Origin of the sequence: Frigoribacterium sp. Leaf44 (genome assembly GCF_001421865.1) — a bacterium.
In the GTDB taxonomy this organism is placed as follows: Bacteria; Actinomycetota; Actinomycetes; order Actinomycetales; family Microbacteriaceae; genus Frigoribacterium.
This window is the reverse complement of the sequence record NZ_LMLG01000006.1, coordinates 1,160,772-1,180,104: the sequence shown is the minus strand read 5'-3', so window position 1 is coordinate 1,180,104 and position 19,333 is coordinate 1,160,772. Positions and strand designations below refer to the sequence as shown.

The 19,333-nt window shown below is 71.2% G+C and carries 20 protein-coding genes and 1 tRNA gene; 9 read left to right on the top strand and 12 right to left on the bottom strand.

The window, feature by feature from the left end; all coding sequences use genetic code 11:
* The first annotated feature begins 21 nt into the window (after positions 1-21).
* The 3 genes from ASE87_RS14015 (at position 22) to ASE87_RS14005 (ending at position 2,169) form a co-directional block, all read left to right on the top strand.
* A complete protein-coding gene (locus tag ASE87_RS14015; protein WP_056229735.1) occupies positions 22-1,272 on the top strand; it encodes an MFS transporter in 1,251 nt (416 codons plus the stop codon).
* A 55-nt stretch (positions 1,273-1,327) separates the two neighbouring features.
* Positions 1,328-1,409: transfer RNA gene (locus tag ASE87_RS14010), tRNA-Leu, on the top strand.
* Positions 1,410-1,461: 52 nt separating this feature from the next.
* On the top strand, positions 1,462-2,169 hold the full coding sequence (locus ASE87_RS14005) for a DedA family protein (RefSeq protein WP_043595409.1): 708 nt from the start codon (positions 1,462-1,464) through the stop codon (positions 2,167-2,169).
* Positions 2,170-2,226: 57 nt separating this feature from the next.
* Here the strand turns inward: ASE87_RS14005 and ASE87_RS14000 are convergent, their stop codons facing one another.
* From ASE87_RS14000 to murI, 3 genes are all read right to left on the bottom strand, one after another.
* A complete protein-coding gene (locus ASE87_RS14000; RefSeq protein ID WP_056229322.1) occupies positions 2,227-2,853 on the bottom strand; it encodes a non-canonical purine NTP pyrophosphatase in 627 nt (208 codons plus the stop codon).
* A complete protein-coding gene (rph, locus tag ASE87_RS13995) occupies positions 2,850-3,596 on the bottom strand; it encodes a ribonuclease PH (protein WP_043595412.1) in 747 nt (248 codons plus the stop codon). Before rph ends, ASE87_RS14000 begins: the two co-directional genes overlap by 4 nt.
* Positions 3,597-3,667: 71 nt before the next feature.
* Positions 3,668-4,522, bottom strand: a complete 855-nt coding sequence (murI, locus tag ASE87_RS13990; RefSeq protein WP_056229732.1) for a glutamate racemase — start codon at positions 4,520-4,522, stop codon at positions 3,668-3,670.
* 105 nt (positions 4,523-4,627) lie between these two features.
* Between murI and ASE87_RS13985 the strand changes: the two genes are divergently transcribed.
* Positions 4,628-5,878, top strand: coding sequence for a nicotinate phosphoribosyltransferase (locus ASE87_RS13985; RefSeq protein ID WP_056229730.1), 1,251 nt, complete (start codon positions 4,628-4,630; stop codon positions 5,876-5,878).
* A 13-nt stretch (positions 5,879-5,891) separates the two neighbouring features.
* Here the strand turns inward: ASE87_RS13985 and ASE87_RS13980 are convergent, their stop codons facing one another.
* Genes ASE87_RS13980 through ASE87_RS16805 form a run of 3 tightly spaced genes read right to left on the bottom strand, consistent with a single transcriptional unit; the run spans position 5,892 to position 9,137 of the window.
* Positions 5,892-6,152 (bottom strand): DUF3039 domain-containing protein, encoded by a 261-nt coding sequence (locus ASE87_RS13980; RefSeq protein WP_043595414.1) that lies wholly within the window; start codon positions 6,150-6,152, stop codon positions 5,892-5,894.
* 25 nt (positions 6,153-6,177) lie between these two features.
* Entirely contained in the window at positions 6,178-7,743 is a 1,566-nt protein-coding gene (locus tag ASE87_RS13975) for a hypothetical protein (protein WP_043595415.1), read from the bottom strand.
* Positions 7,719-9,137 carry an ABC transporter ATP-binding protein gene (locus tag ASE87_RS16805; RefSeq protein WP_235472313.1) on the bottom strand — a complete coding sequence of 473 codons (1,419 nt, stop codon included), beginning with the start codon at positions 9,135-9,137 and terminating at the stop codon, positions 7,719-7,721. Before ASE87_RS16805 ends, ASE87_RS13975 begins: the two co-directional genes overlap by 25 nt.
* Positions 9,138-9,401: 264 nt before the next feature.
* Here ASE87_RS16805 and ASE87_RS13965 point away from each other — a divergent pair, with 264 nt between their 5' ends.
* The 5 genes from ASE87_RS13965 to ASE87_RS13945 all read left to right on the top strand — a co-directional run bounded on the left by ASE87_RS13965 (position 9,402) and on the right by ASE87_RS13945 (position 12,950).
* The gene (locus ASE87_RS13965) at positions 9,402-10,115 is read left to right on the top strand and encodes an NTP transferase domain-containing protein (RefSeq protein WP_043595417.1); all 714 of its coding nucleotides are present in this window, start codon (positions 9,402-9,404) and stop codon (positions 10,113-10,115) included.
* A 61-nt stretch (positions 10,116-10,176) separates the two neighbouring features.
* Positions 10,177-10,974 (top strand): ABC transporter permease, encoded by a 798-nt coding sequence (locus ASE87_RS13960; protein WP_171007257.1) that lies wholly within the window; start codon positions 10,177-10,179, stop codon positions 10,972-10,974.
* Complete coding sequence (locus ASE87_RS13955; RefSeq protein WP_056229320.1) at positions 10,974-11,735, top strand: ABC transporter ATP-binding protein; 762 nt, start codon at positions 10,974-10,976, stop codon at positions 11,733-11,735. Before ASE87_RS13960 ends, ASE87_RS13955 begins: the two co-directional genes overlap by 1 nt.
* 9 nt (positions 11,736-11,744) lie before the next feature.
* On the top strand, positions 11,745-12,548 hold the full coding sequence (locus tag ASE87_RS13950; protein WP_231567101.1) for an EcsC family protein: 804 nt from the start codon (positions 11,745-11,747) through the stop codon (positions 12,546-12,548).
* Between the two features lie 120 nt (positions 12,549-12,668).
* Positions 12,669-12,950 carry a hypothetical protein gene (locus ASE87_RS13945; protein WP_052505283.1) on the top strand — a complete coding sequence of 94 codons (282 nt, stop codon included), beginning with the start codon at positions 12,669-12,671 and terminating at the stop codon, positions 12,948-12,950.
* A gap of 39 nt (positions 12,951-12,989) precedes the next feature.
* Here the strand turns inward: ASE87_RS13945 and ASE87_RS13940 are convergent, their stop codons facing one another.
* From ASE87_RS13940 to ASE87_RS13915, 6 genes are all read right to left on the bottom strand, one after another.
* Positions 12,990-13,295, bottom strand: a complete 306-nt coding sequence (locus tag ASE87_RS13940) for a helix-turn-helix domain-containing protein (protein WP_082452634.1) — start codon at positions 13,293-13,295, stop codon at positions 12,990-12,992.
* 100 nt (positions 13,296-13,395) lie between these two features.
* Positions 13,396-14,700 (bottom strand): CDP-glycerol glycerophosphotransferase family protein, encoded by a 1,305-nt coding sequence (locus ASE87_RS13935; protein ID WP_056229316.1) that lies wholly within the window; start codon positions 14,698-14,700, stop codon positions 13,396-13,398.
* A gap of 53 nt (positions 14,701-14,753) precedes the next feature.
* Positions 14,754-15,641 carry a glycosyltransferase family 2 protein gene (locus ASE87_RS13930; protein ID WP_056229314.1) on the bottom strand — a complete coding sequence of 296 codons (888 nt, stop codon included), beginning with the start codon at positions 15,639-15,641 and terminating at the stop codon, positions 14,754-14,756.
* Positions 15,638-16,444, bottom strand: coding sequence for a CDP-alcohol phosphatidyltransferase family protein (locus ASE87_RS13925; RefSeq protein ID WP_043595425.1), 807 nt, complete (start codon positions 16,442-16,444; stop codon positions 15,638-15,640). Before ASE87_RS13925 ends, ASE87_RS13930 begins: the two co-directional genes overlap by 4 nt.
* A 6-nt stretch (positions 16,445-16,450) precedes the next feature.
* A complete protein-coding gene (locus ASE87_RS13920; protein ID WP_043595427.1) occupies positions 16,451-17,494 on the bottom strand; it encodes a glycosyltransferase family 2 protein in 1,044 nt (347 codons plus the stop codon).
* 148 nt (positions 17,495-17,642) lie between these two features.
* A partial coding sequence (locus ASE87_RS13915) for a S1C family serine protease (protein ID WP_056229310.1) occupies positions 17,643-19,333 on the bottom strand: 1,691 nt, incomplete at its 5' end.

Sequence of the window (19,333 nt, the reverse complement as noted above, 5' to 3'; positions counted from 1 at the left end):
GGGCCTAGGGTGGCGGACGACATGTCTTCCTCCTCCCCCGCCTTCAGCATGCGGTCGGTGGCCCTCGCGGCGTTCCTGCCCGCGGCGCTCTTCGCCATCGGCGAGGGGGCCATCATCCCGATCATCCCCGTGGTGGCGAGCGAGCTCGGCGCCTCGCTCCCCTTCGCCGGCTTCGTCGCCGCGCTCATCCTCGTCGGCGAGCTGATCGGCGACATCCCGAGCGGATGGCTCGTCAGTCGCATCGGCGAGCGCACCTCGATGATCGGCGCCTCGCTCGTCAGCATCGGCGGTCTCGTCACCTGCCTGCTGGCGCCGAACGAGATCGTCCTCGCCGTCGGCGTGCTGGTCATCGGCCTCGCGACCGCGGTCTTCGCCCTCGCTCGGCACGCCTTCATGACGAGCTTCGTGCCCGTCGAGATCCGCGCCCGGGCCCTGTCGAGCCTCGGCGGCGTCTTCCGGCTCGGCTACTTCGTCGGCCCGTTCCTGTCGGCCGGGGTCATCGAGCTGACCGGGTCCGTCCAGTCGGCGTTCGTCGTGCACATCGTCGGCTGCCTCGGTGCGGCCGTCGCGCTGCTCGTCCTGCGTGACCCGTCGGCGGCCTTCGGCGTCCGGTCGGGTCGCGGCACCGAGGACGGCGCCGACCTCGTCGCGAGGGAGGCCCAGGGGCTCTTCGGCACCCTCTGGCGTCACCGCGGCGTGCTGCTGAAGCTCGGCAGCGGCGCGGCCCTGATCGGCGCCATGCGCTCGGGCCGCCAGGTCATGTTGCCGCTCTGGGCCGTCAGCATCGGCCTCGGGGCGTCCGAGACCGCGATCATCATCGGCATCGCCGGCGCCGTGGACTTCGCGTTGTTCTACACGAGCGGCCAGATCATGGACCGCTTCGGGCGCCTGTGGAGCGCCGTCCCCTGCATGGTCGGCCTCGGCCTCTCGTACCTCGCACTGTCGGTCACGCACGACCTCGACGCGAACGTCGGCTGGTTCGTCACCGTCGCGATCCTGATGTCCCTGGCCAACGGCGTGGGCAGCGGCATCCTCATGACGCTCGGCGCCGACCTGGCCGACAAGGGCGACCCCGCGCCCTTCCTCGGCGCCTGGCGCTTCACCGGGGACGCCGGCAGCGCGGCCGCTCCGCTCCTCATCTCCGGGGTGACCGCCGTCGTGTCGATCTCGCTGGCCAGCGGGGTGATGGGCGTGCTCGGTCTCGTGGGCGCGGCGATCCTCGTGCGCTACGTGCCCCGGTACTCACCGCACGTGCCCCGGTCGAAGCGCTAGCACCTCCTCGTCCGCCGTTCCGGCCCGAGGCCGTCGTCGGTACACTCGGTCTGCCGCGGGAGTGGTGGAATTGGCAGACACGCAGGATTTAGGTTCCTGTGCTTTCGAGCGTGAGGGTTCAAGTCCCTTCTCCCGCACGACCCATCTGAGGCCCCGGGAACGCCGGCGACCACGACCGGAGAACACCCGATGCTGCCCCTCGTCTCCATCCCCTGGCTCAACCCCGAGTACCTGCTCACGTCCTTCGGCCCGTGGGCCGTGCTCGGCGTCTGCCTGCTCGTCTTCGCCGAGACGGGCCTGCTCGTCGGGTTCCTGTTCCCGGGCGACACGTTGCTGATCATCACGGGCATCCTCGCCGCGACCAACCCCGGGGCCCTCGGCCTGCCGATCTGGCTCATCGCGATCTTCATCAGCATCGCCGCGTTCGCCGGTGGCGAGCTCGGCTACCTGATCGGCCACAAGGTCGGCCCGCGCATCTTCGAGCGGAAAGAGAGCGGCCTGTTCAGCGTCGCCAACGTCAACCGCACGAACGCCTTCTTCGAGCGGTTCGGCCCGATGGCCGTCATCATCGCCCGGTTCGTCCCGGTGATCCGGACCTTCGCGCCCATCATGGCCGGCGTCGGCCACATGAGCTACCGGCGCTACTCGCTCTTCAACGCGATCGGCGCCGTCGTCTGGGGCATGGGCATCACGCTGGCGGGCTTCGGCATCGGGCACATCCCACCCGTCGCGGACTTCGTCAGCTCGTACATCGACCTGATCCTGCTCGGGGCCGTGCTGGCCACGGTGATCCCCATCGCCATCCATTACTTCCACGGGGTGCACCAGGCCAAGAAGGCCGAGGCCTCGGGCGAGGTCGAGACGCCTCAGGTGTCGTCCGCGCCGCACGACGCCTGAGCACCGCGGGCACGCAGGCGGCTGCCGGCCGCACCACCCCGAGGAGGCGCGCGCGGCTCAGTCCGCCAGCGCGGCCACCCGGGGTGCGATCGCCCGGAACGCCCGGGCGCGGTGGCTGACGGCGTTCTTCTCGTCCGCGGTGAGCTCGGCCGCGCTGCGGCTCTCGCCCTCGGGGCGGAAGACGGGGTCGTAACCGTGCCCGTTCGAGCCGATCCGCGCCTCCAGCACCTCGCCGTGCCACTCGCCGTACTCGACGTGCTCGACCCACTCGCTCGCCTCGGGCGGCCCGTCGGGGCCCCCGGCACCGGCGGGGCTCGGCACGACGAGGGCGGCGGCGCACGAGAACCACGCCGAGCGGTCGTCGGCACCGTCGAGCTCGGTCAGCAGCTTGTCGATGTTGTCGTCCGCGTCGCGGGTGCCGGCGTAGCGTGCCGAGTGGATGCCGGGAGCCCCGCCGAGGGCCGCCGCCGAGATGCCGCTGTCGTCGGCGAGCGCGGGAAGCCCGGTGTGACGTGCTGCCGCACGCGCCTTGATCAGGGCGTTGGCGGCGAACGTGTCACCGTCCTCGACCGGCTCGGGGCCGTCGTAGGCGACCAGCTCGACGCCCGGCGCCGTCTCGGCGAGCAGCAGCCGCAGCTCGGCCACCTTGCCCTGGTTGTGCGTGGCGATGACGACGCGGGTCATCGGCCGAGGGCCTCGCGTTGGAAGCGGCTCAGGTCGACGGCGCCGGCGACGGCGAGGTCGAGGAGGGAGTCGAGCTCGCGCCGGTCGAACGGCGCTCCCTCAGCCGTGCCCTGCACCTCGACGAACGACCCGCTGCCCGTGACGACGACGTTCATGTCGGTCTCGGCCCGGACGTCCTCGACGTAGGCCAGGTCGAGCATGGGCTCGCCGTCGATGATGCCGACGGAGACCGCCGAGACGCTGTCGGTCAGCGGCGTGGCCTTCTGCCCCACGAACTTCTTCTCGCGACCCCACTCGATCGCCTGGGCCAGGGCGACGTAGGCACCCGTGATCGCGGCGGTCCGGGTGCCGCCGTCGGCCTGCAGGACGTCGCAGTCGAGCACGATCGTGTTCTCGCCGAGCGCCTTGGTGTCGACCACGGCCCGGAGGCTGCGGCCGATCAGGCGCGAGATCTCGTGCGTGCGTCCACCGATCTTGCCCTTGACGCTCTCGCGGTCGTTGCGCGAGTTGGTGGCCCGGGGCAGCATCGCGTACTCGGCGGTGACCCAGCCCTTGCCCTTGCCCGTCAGCCAGCGGGGCACGCCGTTCGTGAAGGACGCGGTGCAGAGCACCTTGGTGCCGCCGAACGTGATGAGGGCGCTGCCCTCGGCGTGGGCGCTCCACCCGGTCTCGATGGTGACGGGTCGCAGATCGGTGGTGCTGCGCCCGTCGGCGCGGACGGTCGTGCTCGTGGTGTCGGTCATGATGCCTTCTCTCGGCGGTGGTGGACGGTGGCGTCGGGGTCGTCGACCCCGAGGGACGCAGGAGGCGCGGGTCAGGTCCGCTCGACGGTGCGGAGGTTCGTGGGCAACTCGATCGCCCCCGTCTCGAGGTGACCGACGCGCGAGACCTCGGGCCCCAGGAACCGCCGGGCCAGGCGCAGGAACGCCTTCTCGTCGGGCCCGGTGGCCTCGAATTCGTGGTGTGGCTCGCCGCGGTCGGTGCGCTCGAGCCCGTGCTGGACGAGCGTGCGGTAGACGTCGGCCGCCGTCTCTTCCGCGCTGGACACGAGCCGGACGTCGGGGCCCACGACGTACTGCACGGCCGCCGACATGAGGGGGTAGTGGGTGCAGCCCAGGACGAGGGTGTCGATGCCGGCGTCGCGCAGCGGGGCGAGGTAGCCCTCGGCGACGGCCCGCAGCTCGGGGCTCGACGTGTCGCCCGCCTCGACGAACTCCACGAAGCGCGGGCAGGCCTGCGTGAACAACTCGAGGCCCGCGGCGGCGGCGAAGGCGTCCTCGTAGGCCCGCGAGTTGATCGTGCCCTCGGTCCCGATGACGCCGATGCGGCCGTTGCGCGTCTGCTGCACGGCCGCGCGCACGGCTGGCTGGATCACCTCGACCACGGGGATGCCGGCGCCGATCGTGTACCGCTCGCGGGCGTCGCGCAGCACGGCGGACGACGCGGTGTTGCAGGCGATGACCAGGAGCTTGACGCCCTGGGCGACGAGGTCGTCCATCACGGCGAGGGCGTACTCGCGCACTCGGGCGATGGGCTTCGGTCCGTACGGCGAGTGGGCCGTGTCGCCCACGTACCGGATGGACTCGTGGGGCAGCTGGTCGATGATCGCCCGCGACACGGTCAGGCCGCCGACGCCGCTGTCGAAGACTCCGATGGGTGCGTCCGTCACGACCACGAAGCCTACCCGTCGCGAGCCGCGCCCCCCGGGACGACCGGGCGAGCCTAGGCTGGCGGGGTGACCAGCGCGCTGTTGACCGACCGGTACGAGCTCACCATGGTGGAGGCCGCCCTCAAGGCGGGCACGGCCCACCGGGACAGCGTCTTCGAGGTGTTCGCCCGACGCCTGCCCGAGGGACGGCGCTACGGCATCGTCGCGGGCACCGGTCGGTTCCTCGAACTCCTGGCCGACTTCCGGTTCGGCGACGACGAGGTGGCCTGGCTCCGCGAGGCGGGCGTCGTGGACGCCACGACGGCCGACTGGCTGGCCGACTACCGGTTCTCGGGCGACATCTGGGGCTACGCCGAGGGCGAGGTGTACCTGCCCGGGTCACCGCTGCTGGTCATCGAGTCGACGTTCGCCGAGGCCGTGCTGCTCGAGACCCTGGCGCTGAGCGTCTTCAACTACGACTCGGCGGTGGCCAGCGCGGCGGCGCGCATGGTCTCGGCCGCCGACGGACGCCCCCTCGCCGAGATGGGTTCACGTCGCACGGGCGAACGCAGCGCCGTGGCCGCGGCCCGGGCCGCGTACATCGCGGGCTTCGGCGCCACGAGCAACCTCGAGGCCGGACGGTCGTGGGGCGTTCCGACGATGGGCACCGCGGCCCACGCGTTCACGCTCCTGCACGACACCGAGGAGGACGCCTTCCGCGCCCAGGTCGACACGCTGGGGCCGGGTACCACCCTGCTCGTCGACACCTACGACATCCCCGAGGCGGTGGCCACGGCCGTCCGGGTGGCCGGGCCGGGGCTCGGAGCGGTGCGCATCGACAGCGGGGACCTGCCGTCACTGGTGGGACAGGTCCGCACCCAGCTCGACGAGCTCGGCGCGACGGGGGCGAAGATCACCGTCACGAACGACCTCGACGAGTACACGATCGCCGCCCTGCGCGCGGCCCCGGTCGACTCCTTCGGCGTGGGCACGTCGGTCGTCTCGGGCTCGGGCCACCCGGCCGCCGGCATGGTCTTCAAGCTGGTCGCGCGTCGCGGGGACGACGGCGCCTGGGTCTCGGTGGCGAAGAAGTCGGCCGACAAGGCCACCGTCGGTGGACGGAAGTCCCCCGTGCGCGTGATCGTCGACGGGGTCGCCACCCGCGAGCTCATCCGCGTCGGATCGTCCGAGGTCGCGGCCGGGGAGCGCCCGCTGCACGTGCCGCTCGTGGTGGCAGGAGAAATCGACACCCGTCACACGGGAGCCGAGGGCGTGGCCCGCGCGCGCCTCCACCGAGCCGCGGCCGTGGCCGAGCTGCCCGACCAGGCGCTGAGGCTGGGCCGTGGCGAGCCGGTCGTCCCGACCGTCTACGCCTGACCCAACGCCGGCTTCACTCGGACGTCATCTTCTCGTAGATCTCTTTGCAGGTCGGGCACACCGGGAACTTCTCGGGATCGCGACCAGGCGTCCACTTCTTGCCACAGAGCGCCTTGACGGGCTTGCCGCTCAGCGCGGACTCCATGATCTTGTCCTTCTTCACGTAGTGCGAGAAGCGCTCGTGGTCGCCCGGGTCGATCGCCTCGTCGTTCAGGAGCTTCTCGAGCTCGCGGTCCATGACGTCGAGGCCGCCGCCCGTCTGCGTGTCAGTCATGCAGACATCGTACGTCGACCTCGACTCAGCTGCGGAGGGCGAACGCCAGGAGCTCGGGCGCTCGCCGCGAGAAGACCCGGGCGCCGAGGGCCACACCCGCGACCAGCACGATGAGTCCCACGCCGACACCCAGCGCCAGCGCCCAGGTGCCACCCGCCGGGTAGCCCGTGATCAATCCGCGACCGGCGAACCAGAGCGCGGGTGCCGTCGCGAGGACCGCTCCCCCGATCATGACGGTCTGCGCCCAGGCCGCGGTGGCGCCGTTCGACTGCGGCTGCTGGAACGGGTCGTCGTGCGGACGGACCGTGGCGTAGGGCATGAGGGCCGACACCAGGCTCGACAGGCCGAGGCCGCTGAGCAGGAAGCCGGCGCTCACCCCCAGCTCGGACGGCAGCGCCTGCCAGTCGCCGAACAGCCAGGTCGCGACGACCGAGCCCAGCACGACGAGAGGGACGCCGATCAGCAGTGGAGGCGCGAGTCGCCCCACGCGGTCCGCCAGGCCCCGCGTGTCGGACGCCACGTGCATCCAGAGGGCCGTGCTGTCGTAGGCCACGTCGTTGTGCGGCAGGAATCCCAGGATGAGGCACATGATCGGCACCGGGACGAGCGCCAGCCAGTTCCAACTGACGCCCGCGATGCCGAGGGGGACGACGAGCAGAGGCAGGAACGGGATGATGACGAGCGACATGCGGTATCGCGCGTCGCGCATCCAGTAGGTGAGGCTGCGGCCGGCGACGGCACCGGTCGGCGAGGCCCGGACGTACTCGAACCAGCCGAGGCCGTCGCCGTCGTCGACCTCTTCGGGTTCGGGCCGGTCGACGAACGCGCGAGCGACGAGTGCCCGCCAGGCGAGCCAGAGGGCCACGAGCGAGACGACGGCGATGGCGACGTCGGCCACGACGCGACCCGTCTGGCCCGCGGCGACGTGGCCGGGAAGCGCGAGCGCGGCCCCGAAGGGCGTCCAGGCGAGGGCGTCCGCGACGACGCCGGTGCCCGAGCGGCCGGGCAACGAGAGGCGGACGAGGTCGACGATCACGGGTACGGCCAGCAGGACGACGAGCACGGCCCCGACGAGCGCGAGCTCGCGACCGCGACGGGACGTCAGCACGACACTGTTCAGCGTCGAGGCCACGAGGGCCAGCAACAGCGCCGTGACGCCGGCGACGAGGGCGCCGACGACGGCGATCGCCGCGACGCCGGTGCCCTCGCCCCAGGCACGGACGTACCCGGTCGAGAGGACCAGCAGGGCCAGCGTGGGCAGGCCGATCGCGGCACCGAGCGCGAGGCCGACCGCTGCCCCTCCCTCGGACACGCCGAGGACGGCGAGACGGCGGGGGTCGCTCCAGGCGGGACGGACGGTCGCGAAGGGGACGACGGCGAAGCCGACCAGCAGCAGGGAGCCCCCACCGACCGCGAGGGCGCGGACGTCGTCGAGGGGCGCGTCGCGCAGGCCGCTCACGAGGCTCGCGACGGCGATCGTGACGATGAGGACGGCGAGCACGGAAGCCACGGCGACGGTCAGACGGCGCGGGCCGAAGCGGACCGTGTTGCCGATCGTCTGGAGCCTCAGTCGGAGAAGTTCTGCAACCATTCCATGCCCTCCGTGACCGCGCGCCCGCCGGCGAGCTCGACGAACCGCTGCTCGAGAGAGCGTCCGGCCCGGACCTCGTCGACCGTGCCGCTGGCGAGGACGTGACCGTCGACGATCACCGCGACGCTGTCGCAGATGCGCTCGACGAGGTCCATGCTGTGACTCGACAGCAACACCGTCCCACCCCCGGCCACGTAGCGCTGCAGGACGTCCGTCACGGTGGCGGCCGACACGGGGTCGACCGACTCGAACGGCTCGTCGAGCACGAGGACCCGGGGCGAGTGGATGATCGCGGCGGCCAGGGCGATCTTCTTCGTCATGCCCACGGAGTAGTCGCTGACGAGACGGCCGAGCGCGTCGTGCAGGCCGAACGCGGTGGCGAGGTCGGAGGAGCGTTTGCGTGCCGTGACGCCGTCGAGCCCGCGGAGGGTCGCCGAGTAGTAGAGGAGCTGCGCACCGGTCAGCCGGTCGAAGAGTCGCAGACGGTCGGGGAGGACACCGAGCGACCGCTTCGCCGCGGCCGGGTCGCGCCAGACGTCGGCCCCGAGGACGGTCACCGTGCCGGCGTCGGGTCGCAGCAGACCGGTCACGATCGACAAGGTGGTCGTCTTGCCGGCCCCGTTCGGACCGACGATTCCGTAGAACGACCCGGCTCGGACCTCGAGGTCGACGTTCTCCACCGCGACCGTGCCGCCGTAGCGCTTCATGAGCCCCGAGATCGCGAGCACCACGGGGGCCTCGGCGTCGACCTCGCGCGCCGCTCGCACCGAGCCCTCGTCGGCGGAGGTCCGTTCGGTCTCGACGGCGACGCCGTCCTCGGCCTCGGAGAGGTCGCCGACGGTCTCGTCGGTGGTGGTCGTGTCGTCGTCGTCCGGGGCGGTCGACGGAGAGTCGCCGGCGAGCGCGTCGTCGAGGGCGGCGGCCGACTCCTCTTCGGCGGTCAGGGCATCACCGAAGTAGTCGTCGGCCGAGACGGGGACGACGACGGTGCCCTCCGTCGTGACTCCTGCGTCGGCCAGTTCAGCGACGACCTCTTCTTCTGCGGCCCTCGCCGCCGCCTCGGCCCGGGCGCGCGCGTTCGCGGCGCGGGTCGCTGCCGCCTTCTTGGCCGCCGCCGACCGATCGGCGGCGGTGCGCTGAGAGGGCTTGCGAGGCGAGGAGGGCTTCCGGGGCGCCGAGGGCTTGCGAGCCGTCGACGGTTTCGTCACCGGCACGCGGGGCGTCGGGGCCTCGGTCGTGGCGGCCGTCCCCTCGGCCACGTCCCCCGCGGTCGTCGCGTCGTCGTCCACTGTGTTCTCCCCCTGGTCGGATGCGCCCGCCGCTCCGACCGTGTCGTCACCCGGCGTCGAGTCGGGGGCGATGTCACCCACTTCGTCCTCGCGCCGTCCAGCCATCGCCCCACCGTACCAAGGCCACGACGCCGACCGGACGACGGGAGGCGCATATCACGAAAGGGACACGCTTCGGGGCCGTTCCCTGGCTGCTCCTGGCCGGATCGGGTAGTCTTCAACGGCACGACGACGTGTCCAGATCGATGCTCCGCGGTGAACACCGCTCGAACACGAGGCGAATCGCACCCAGAGACGGGTCCGGTCCGCACCGCCGGGGCCACCGCAGAGCCCGTCCCGCACGGGCTCGCCCCTTGTGAGGAGACCAGCGTGAGCAAGAACGACACGAACCACCGCCAGCAGATCGTCATCCTGGCCGCCGGGCTCGGCAGCCGTCTCGGCCGCTCGCTGCCCAAGGCCTTGACCGAGCTCCACGACGGTCGCACCATCATGCAGCAGCAGTTCGACAACATCCGCGACGCCTTCGGGCCCGACGCCCGGGTGACCGTCGTCGTCGGCTACAAGTTCGAGCACATCGTCGAGGCCTTCCCGTCCGCCTCGTTCGTCTACAACGAGATGTACGACCAGACCAACACGTCGAAGAGCCTGCTCCGCGCCCTGCGGGCCAGCGCCTCCGGCGGCGTGCTGTGGATGAACGGCGACGTCGTCTTCGACCCGACGGCCCTCACCCGTGCGGCCCGCCTCGTTCGCGACGACCAGTCGTTCGTCACCGTCAACACCTCCAAGGTGTCCGACGAAGAGGTGAAGTACACGACCGACGCCGAGGGCTACATCGCCGAGCTGTCGAAGCAGGTCAAGGGCGGGCTGGGCGAGGCCGTGGGCATCAACTACGTGTCGAAGTCCGACAAGGCGACACTCATGCACCAGCTCTCCAAGGTCGACAACCAGGACTACTTCGAGCGTGGCATCGAACTGGCCATCGGCCAGGACGGGCTACGCTTTGAGCCCGTGGACATCTCCGACCTCTACGCCGTCGAGGTCGACTTCGCCGAAGACCTCGAGCGCGCGAACCTGTTCGTCTGAACCGGGCCGTCTCCCGACGGCCGCGTGCCGCTACGCGATGTCCTGAACGAGAAGGACGTCCGTGAGCACTGACCTGGCCGAACGGCCCCGTCGCAGCGGCTTCGCGCGATACCGCCAGACGCTCTGGTTGCTGACGAGTCGCGACCTCAAGGTCCGGTACTCCACCTCGAAGCTCGGCTACTTCTGGTCGATCCTCGACCCGCTCGTGATGTCGGGCATCTACTTCTTCGTCTTCTCGGTCGTGTTCAAGCGCTCGGTCGGCGACGAGCCGTACATCGTCTTCCTCCTCTCCGGCCTCTTGCCCTGGATGTGGTTCAACGGCGCGGTCTCCGACAGCACCCGGGCGTTCATCCGCGAGGCGAAGCTCGTCCGATCGACCAAGATCCCCCGGACGATCTGGGTGTTCCGACTCGTGGGTTCCAAAGGCATCGAGTTCGCCCTCAGCCTGCCCGTCCTGGCCTTGTTCGCCGCCGTCGGAGGGGCCCAGTTGCACTGGCAGGCTGTGTTCTTCCCCTTGGCCATGGTCATGCAGACCGTACTCGTCGCCGGGGTGGGGCTCGTCGTCGCACCACTCGTCGTGTTCTTCCGCGACCTCGAGCGCGCCACGAAGCTCGCCCTGCGGTTCGCCTTCTACGCCTCGCCCATCATCTACGGCACCCAAGACCTCCCCGAGAGCCTGCACCTCCTGGCCGCGTTCAACCCGCTGAGCGGCATCTTCGGCCTCTACCGGTCGGCGTTCTTCCCCGAGCAGTTCGACCTCACCGAGGTGCTCGTCGGCGGTTCCGTGTGCGTCGTGGTCCTGGGCGTCGGGCTGCTCGTCTTCCGGGCCAGCGAGCGTGCCGTGCTGAAGGAGATCTGATGTCCACCACCGGACAACGCCCCGTGATCCGCGTCGACGGCGTCGGCATCCGCTTCCGCCGCAACCGGCGCGGGCGGCGATCGTTCAAGGACCTCTTCGCCGACAGCAGCAGACGGTCGCGACCGGGCGAGTTCTGGGCCCTCCGCGACGTCAGCTTCGAGGTCCGACCGGGCGAGGCCATCGGCGTCGTGGGACGCAACGGCCAGGGCAAGTCGACGCTGCTCAAGCTGGTGGCCGAGGTGATCCTGCCCGACACGGGCACCGTCGAGGTGTCGGGCGGCGTCGCCCCCCTCATCGAGATCACCGGTGGCTTCGTCGCCGACCTGACGGTGCGGGAGAACGTGTACCTGACCGCCGGCCTGCACGGCATGACCCGCCCCGAGATCGACCAGCGCTTCGACGAGATCATCGACTTCGCCGAGATCGGCGACTTCGTCGACACCCCGTACAAGCACCTCTCGAGCGGCATGAAGGTCCGCATCGCGTTCGCCGTCATCTCACGGCTCGAAGAGCCCGTCGTGCTGGTCGACGAGGTGCTCGCCGTGGGTGACAAGGCCTTCCGCGAGAAGTGCTACGCCCGGATCGGCGAGATGCTGGCCGACGGTCGCACGCTCTTCCTCGTGTCGCACAACGAACGCGACCTCAAGCGGTTCTGCCGACGGGGCCTCTACCTCGACAAGGGTGCCCTGGTGTTCGACGGCCCCCTCGACGACGCCCTGGCCCGGTACGCCTCCGATCACCCTCCCCGCCCCTCGGCGTAGTGTCGAGGGGTGCCCGAACGCAGTCAGCCCCACAGCCCCGATCACGCCGCCTCGACGACGGACGCACAGCTCGCCGCCCGCGACGCCGCGAACTCGACCGAGTACCACTACCAGACGTCGGCGCCCGACCGGTCGGACGACGCCGCCTGGGTGCGACGTCTCGACAAGCTGTTGGCCGTCCAGCGTCCGGTCGTCGTCAAGCACGTCGCCACGCTGCGTCGGCGCCACAAGAAGGCGACACCACAGAAGCTCATCACCATCCTCGAGCGCGAGTACCTCGCCGCGGTCACGACCGGTGGGGCCGCCGTCGGGGCCAGCGCGGTGATCCCCGGTGTCGGCTGGGGTGTGTCGCTGGCGCTCTCGGGCGTCGAGACCGCCGGCTTCCTCGAGGCGAGCGCACTCTTCGCCCAGTCCGTGACCGAGGTCCACGGCATCGCCGTCTCGGACCCCGACCGCGCCCGGGCACTGGTCATGGCGATGCTGCTCGGCGGTCCCGGTGCCAGCCTCGTCCGTCAGTTCGCCGGCGAGGCCATGGGCACGGCTCCGGCCCGGACCGCGTTCTGGGGCGAGCTGGTCACCTCCAAACTGCCGAAGGCGGCCATGAGCGGCCTGACCGACACGATCCGCAAACAGTTCATCCGGCGATTCGCCGCATCGCAAGGGGCCTCCGTCCTCGGGCGGGCCCTCCCGTTCGGCATCGGGGCCGTCGTGGGAGGGACGGGCAACCACCTGCTCGGACGCAAGGTCGTCACGACGGCCCGCACGGCGTTCGGTGCGGCGCCGGCCGAGTTCCCGGTCGCCCTGTCCCTCTGAGCAGCTGGCCGGGGGCGGCCGGCGTGGTCGGCCACGTCCCCTCCGACGGGTCCTCCCCAAGAGGCCGTCGTCCACAAGGACTCGAGACGACCCTCGGCGGCCGCTCCTAGGGTCGACGACATGACGTCGACGTCCCTCGCCTACACCGTCCCCTTCACCCTCGACCGCTCCCGCGCACCCCGCGTCTACCGATTGCTCAACGACTCCCCCGAGACCGTGACCGGCGTCCGGGTCACCCTCGTCGGCACGGGGCTGCTCGTCCCCGTCGCGACCACCCGGCTCGACCCCGGCGACTCGGTCGACCTCTGTGTGCTGGGTGTCGAACTGGCCCGCAGCGCGATCGCCGTCGTGCGGTGGTTCCGGCCCGACGGCGACGAGTACCTCTGGCGGTTCAGCTTCTGACCTCCGGGGTGGACGAGTCCTGCCGGGTGGGGGGCCGCGTCAGCTGGTGAGCCGAGCCCGTCTCTCAGCGACGTAGTCCGCGGCCGTGAAGGCCTCCAGGAGGGGCGGCAGGTGATCGACCCCGAGGCCGGTGACCAGCACGGCCGGGTCGACACCCAGCACCACGGCGAGCCGGACGATCGTGTGCAGCACGGGGTTCCCGATGCCACGCTCGATCTTTCCGTAGTTCGACACGTTCATGCCCGCGAGGTGGGCCACCTCGTCCTGGCTCAGGCCGAGCCGCAGGCGCTCGTCGCGGATGCGTACTCCGAACTGGCGGGCGGCGGCGGACGTCGGTTCAGGCATGCCTCATGGATACGCTGCTCAGCGTCTGAGATCCAGAGTCCTCAGCACCGGGACATGAATGCCTCAGCGATGAGAGGCTTTCCGTGCCCCGTCGCCGGGGTCAGAGGTCCGTCGCCTCCGCGTCGCTGGCCTCCTGCTCGGCGTCGTCGGCCGCACCGGCCGAGCGTGGTTCGTCGAACGACGGTCGGCGTGCGGCGTAGTCGTCACGCAGCCGCACGAGGTCCGCCACCGCGTTCTCGAACCGACGCGTGGCCGCCCCGGGCGACGTGTCGCCGAAGTGACGCCGTACCCAGTGATCGAGACGGCTCCGCGCCTCCGGATCGTCGACGACCCTGTCGACGAGAGAAACGATGTCGCCCGCGCCGTCGGCCGTCAACCATTCGGCGTCCCCGAGGTATCCCGACTCGTCGACGTCGGCCTCGACGGCCACCGGACGGGTCACGACGAGGGGTCGGCCCGTCGCGAGGCGGTCGTAGACCATCGCCGAGATGTCGGTCACGGCGACGTCCGCCGCGGCCAGTTGCCAGCCGAGTTCGGGCCCCTCGTCGTGGATGTGATGAGCATCGGGATCACGAGTGTTGGCCTCGGCCAGCGCCCGGATGATCGCCTCGTGGGCTCGCCGGTACCCGGGGTCGAGCACACCGCTGCGCGGGTGTGCCCGGTAGACGACCCGGTGACGCCCCGAGGCCAGCAGTGCCCTGACGAGGGCGAGGCCGTGCGTGGCGATCGACCCGTAGGCGGCCGCAGGACGGTCGCCCTCCCAGGTGGGGGCGTAGAGCACGACCAGACGGTCGTCGTCGGGGTAGGGCACCTCACCCGAGAAGTGGTCGGCCTGGGGCCGACCGATGGGCACGGCGCGCTTGTCGAGGTCGTAGTCCCAGAGCTTGGCGGCGAGTCGGTCCTTCGCGGCGTCGCCCGCGACGAAGGCGTAGTCGTACGCCTTGAACTGGTTCGTCGTCATGTACATCTTGTCGCTCTCGCCGTGGTTGACGAAGACGTGCCACATGCGGCCGTACCGCATCATCTGGAAGTTCTTCGCGTTCTGGTTGACGTACAGCGTCATGGCGAGGGGTTGAGCGGCGACGAAGTCCTCGAGGTCGGCCACCTTGCGGGCGTAGACGAGCGGCACCGGGCTCTCGTCGAGCATGGTGACCATCGTGCCCGGCGAGCGGACGACGACGGCGACGGGGAAGGTCTCGGCCAGGCGGGCGAGCGGGGCGTACCACTGTCGGATCTGGTACATGTTCACGGTCGTGTCGGCGAAGTACACGGCGACGCGGACGGTGCCCGGAGCGGGCGTCGCCGCCGCCCGTGGGTCGCGCTCGAGCCGACGTCGACTGCTGCGCGATCGGATGGCCCGGCGGGCCAGGCTCCAGGCGAGCCCCAGGTCTCGGGTCAGCGGCACATGCCCTCCTCGGGTCGGTCCGTCACCCCGATCGGCGCCGGACCCCGGAAAGCCTAGAGGACCGGAGGTCGACCGGCCCTGGACATGCGGAGGACCGTTACCCAACCGATGGACCGTCGACCGCCCGGCGCCTCTCGCCACCCCTCCGCCCAGCCCGCGAACCACGGCCGCAGGCGCTGCGGGGTGCGTGCCCAGCGCAGCAGCTGGACCGCCGTCCAGGACGCTACGTAGACGGGGACGAGCGGCCACGGGAGGTTGCGCTTGGCCAACCAGACCCGGTTGCGCGCGTTCAGCCGGTAGTACTCGGCGTGACGCGCCGGGTCGATGGCCGGATGGTTCGCCACAAGCGAGCCCTCGTACCAGGTGCGCCTGCCCTGGGCCCAGACCCGCCACGCCAGCTCGATGCCCTCGTGTGCGTAGAAGTACGGCTCGCCCCAGCCGGCACAGGCGTCGAAGACGTCGCGGGGCAGCAGGGTCGCCCCTTCCCAGACCGAGAAGACGTCGCTCGACCGGTGAGGGTCGCCCTTGCGCAGGCGAGGCGTCCATCGCCGCGGATTGGCGGCGCCGTCGGGGTCCACGACCCGTGGCTGAAGGAGCCCGATCTCGGGTCGGGCCCGCAACAACGCGACGGCGTCCGCGAGGAACCGGTCGGAGGGCAGGCTCGCGTCGTCGTCGAGGAAGAAGATCCACTCGCCCGCGACGGCTTCGGCCCCCCGGTTGCGGCCGGCGGGGATGCCCACGTTCTCGGCGAGCTCGAGCAGGCGGACCCCGGTGGGCACCTCGACCTCCGGGCTCGCGGCGTCGCGTCCGTTGACCACGCAGACGACGTCGAGTGCGACGTCGCGCTGGGCCGACAGCGAAGCGAGCCCCCGACGCAGGTCGTCCGGGCGACGCCCCTGGGTCAGGCTCACGACTCCGACCCGGGGCAGGGCCTCGCTCAGGAGCGCACCCGCTTCGACGCCATGATCGCGACGAAGTGGCCGACCAGCGCCAGCACCGACAGCGGGAGCAGGGCGACGAGCAGGACGCGGTCGGCGGTGACGCCTCCGACGACGAGGCCGACGAGCGCCGCGAGGAAGACGAGCATGGTCAGCTCGACCGAGTGGTACAGCCGGTGGAACGGCACGAACCGCGCGGCGCTGCGCAGTCGGGACAGGAGGCGCCCGCTCGGCTGCGTCGCGCCTCCTCGTTTGTCTTCGAGCCGGTCGAGACCCGCGTTCGCGCGGGCGACGTGGACCATGTCGTTGAGGGCCTTGTTGAGCACGATCACGAGGGCGAGGGCGAAGCCCGCGGTCGTCCAGAGGAAGTCACCCGGCGTCTCGAACGGGAATCCGGCGGCGCGGATGCCCAACACGATCGGGATGAGGGCCTCGGTCGAGTAATGGCCGACCTTGTCGAGGAAGACCCCGGCCGGCGAACTGGTGCCCCGCCAGCGGGCGACCTCGCCGTCACAGCAGTCGACGAGCATCTGCAGTTGGCCCAGCACGAGGGCGAGCAACGCGCCGGTGATGCCCGGCACGAGCAGCGACAGGGCGGTGCACCAGCCGACGAGGATCATCAGCCCGGTCACGCCGTTCGCCGAGACGCTCGTCTTGAGCAGCCACCAGGTCAGGTAGGGCGAGACGTCGCGCAGGTACAACGAGGCCGTCCAGTGCTCGGCGTTCGCGCGACTGCGCACCTCGGGCGGCTGGGCGACGCGTCGCAGCTCGGCAATCGAACTCGGTCTCGTGGGCAGCGCGGTCATCGGCGGCTACCTTCCGGTCTGGGCGGTGATGTTCTTCGTGAGGTCGAGGAAGCCGAGCACGAAGCCGACGCCCCACCCGAAGTGGATGGAAGGCAAGACTACGAGAAACCAGAGGCGGGTGCGGAGGTCGTCACCGCGGGCGGCGAGCAGTGCGGCCGCGAGGACGAAGACGACGTACACGCCGGGCACGACGAGGGCGAGCGTGGCCCACCCGAGCGGGCTGCCGAGTGCGAGTCCGACCACGCCGACCAACCCGACCACGAGGCCGAGAGCCACCCCGAGCACCATGACGGGAGGCACCAGGTACCGCACCGTGTTCGCCTTCGGGAACCGCCGGGCCAGTTCGCCGCGCCACAGCCCGGTGGCGACGAACTGTCGGGCCAGTTTGCGCAGGCTCGGGCGAGGTCGGTAGGTGACCACGAGCCGGGGCGTGAACCAGACCGTCCCGCCCGTGGCCCGGAGCCGCCGGTTGAGCTCCCAGTCCTGGCCGCGCTTGACGCCCTCGTCGAAGAGCCCGACCTCGAGCAGTCGGTGTCGCAGGAAGACGCCCAGGTAGGCCGTGTCGGTCGGGCCCTCGGCACCGCCGACGTGGTGCGGCGTACCCCCGAGGCCGACCCTGCTGCCGTAGGCCCGGGCCACGGCCTTCTCGAAGGGGGTGCGACCGACGGCGGCCATGATGCCGCCCACGTTGTCGGCCCCACTGCGCTCGAGGGTCTCGACCGCGATGCGCGTGTAGTCGCTCGGCAGCACCGAATGGGCGTCGACGCGCACCGTGATCGGGTGGACCGAGGCGCGGATGGCCACGTTGAGGCCGGCCGGGGTCGAGCCGACGGGGTTGGGGATGCTCCGGACCCGGGGGTCGGCCGCCGCCATCTCGGCCACGACCTCGTTCGTGCGGTCGACGCTCGGGCCGAGGGCCAGGATCACCTCGAACGGGCCCTCGTAGTCCTGGACCAGCAGGCTCTCGACCGCCGCCCGGATGTCACGCTCCTCGTTGAGGACGGGCATGACGTACGAGACCCCGGGTCGGGTGGCGTCGCCTGCTTGCATGGATCGCGTTCCTCGGGCTGGTGAGCGCCGGGGAGGCGCGGGTCGGGACTGCGGACGGCCGCAGGGATCGTGGCGAGCTTAGCAACACCCGAACGGGGGCCGGGACGCCGTCGCGTCCCGACCCCCGCCGTGCCGACCGGGGAACCCGTCAGCTGGTCAAGGTGTCGAGGGTGACCTTCGTCGTGTCGGTCGTCCCGTCCCGGACGTAGGTCAGGTCGGCCGTCGCGCCACCGGCCAGGAACCTGACCTGCGCCGTGAGGTCGGTGCGGTCGCTGATCGGCACGCCGTTGAACTCGGTCACGACGTCGCCCTGTCGCAGGCCGGCGTTCTGGGCCGCGCCACCGGGGCTGAGCTGGACGATGAGGGCACCGACCCGGGTGGCCGCCGCGTCGCTCGTGGCGTCGTTCACGCTGGCACCGAGGAGGCCGTGGCTCGCCTTGCCGTTCGCCATGATCTCTTTGGCGACCCGCTGCACGAGGTTCGACGGCACCGAGAACCCAACGCCGATGCTGCCGGACGACTCCCCCGAACTGGCGATGGCGACGTTGAGGCCGATCAGCTCGCCCTGCGAGTTGAGCAGCGCACCACCGGAGTTGCCCGGGTTGATCGACGCGTCGGTCTGGATGACCGGCAGCGAGATGACCGAGCTGGCCTGGTTCTGCGTGGAGCCGTCACCGTTGTTGAAGGAGAAGGGCCCCTGACCGTTGTTGTCGTTCTGCTGGCCCTCGTCGCTGCCGTCGGTCGGCGCTGCCGAGGACTGCACGGTGATGCTGCGGTTGAGGGTCGAGACGATGCCGTCGGTCACCGTGTTCGACAGGCCGAGCGGTGCTCCGATGGCCACGGCCGTGTCACCGACGTTCAGCTCCGACGAGTCGGCGAAGTCGATCGGGGTGAGCCCCGTCGCGTCGACCTTCAGCACGGCGAGGTCGACCGTGGGGTCGAGCCCCACGACCTCGGCCGGCAGGATGCTGCCGTCGCTGAGCGTGACCGTGACGGTGCCCGACGCGCTGGCACCGTCCAGGGTGACGACGTGCGTGTTGGTCACGATGTACCCGTCGTCGCTCAGGATGACGCCCGAACCGGTGCCGCCCGACTCGCCCGCCGTCACGTTGATCGTGACGACCGACTTCGTCGCCTTCGCGGCGACCGCCGTGACGACCGTCGCGTCGTCGTAGTCGTTCACCGTCAGGTCGCGGGACTCACCGGTCGCCGAGACCCCGGCCCCCGAGTCGCGGGAGAGCACCGCGGCGACGCCACCGCCCGCCGCGCCGCCCACGAGGACGCCGACCAGGAGGGCCGCGGCCACGGAGCCCACACCACGTCGGCTCTTCTTCGACTTCTGGGCGGGTGCCTGCCACCCCGCCGCGGCGTACGAGTTCGTCGTGTCGTAGGCGAACGCCGACGGGTCGGAGGTCGGCTGCTGGTACGGGTCGCCCTGCTGGTACGCCCGTGGCTGTCGGTAGGGGTCGCCCTGCTGGTACGACCCTGGCTGCTGGTAGGAGTCACCGTGCTGGTACGACCCTGACTGCGGGTAGGGACCCGGCTGCTGGTACGAGCCGGGCTCTTGGTGGGATGCGGCTTGCTGATGCGGCGCAGGCTGCTGGTACGAGCCGGGCTGCTGGTACGACGACGGCTGCTGATGCGAGCCGGGGTGGGGCTGACTCGGGTCGTGGGCCTGGTCGTGCCGCGCCTCCTCGGGCCCGGACCCGAAGGCCCCGGCCTGCGGGGTGCTGCCGGGGAGCGGCGGAGCACCGTAGGTGACGCCCTGGTCGGCCGGGTACGGCGTCGTGGGCTGGGCCCCGTCCCGTGCGCTCCGATCCGCGCCCGGAACGCTCTGCG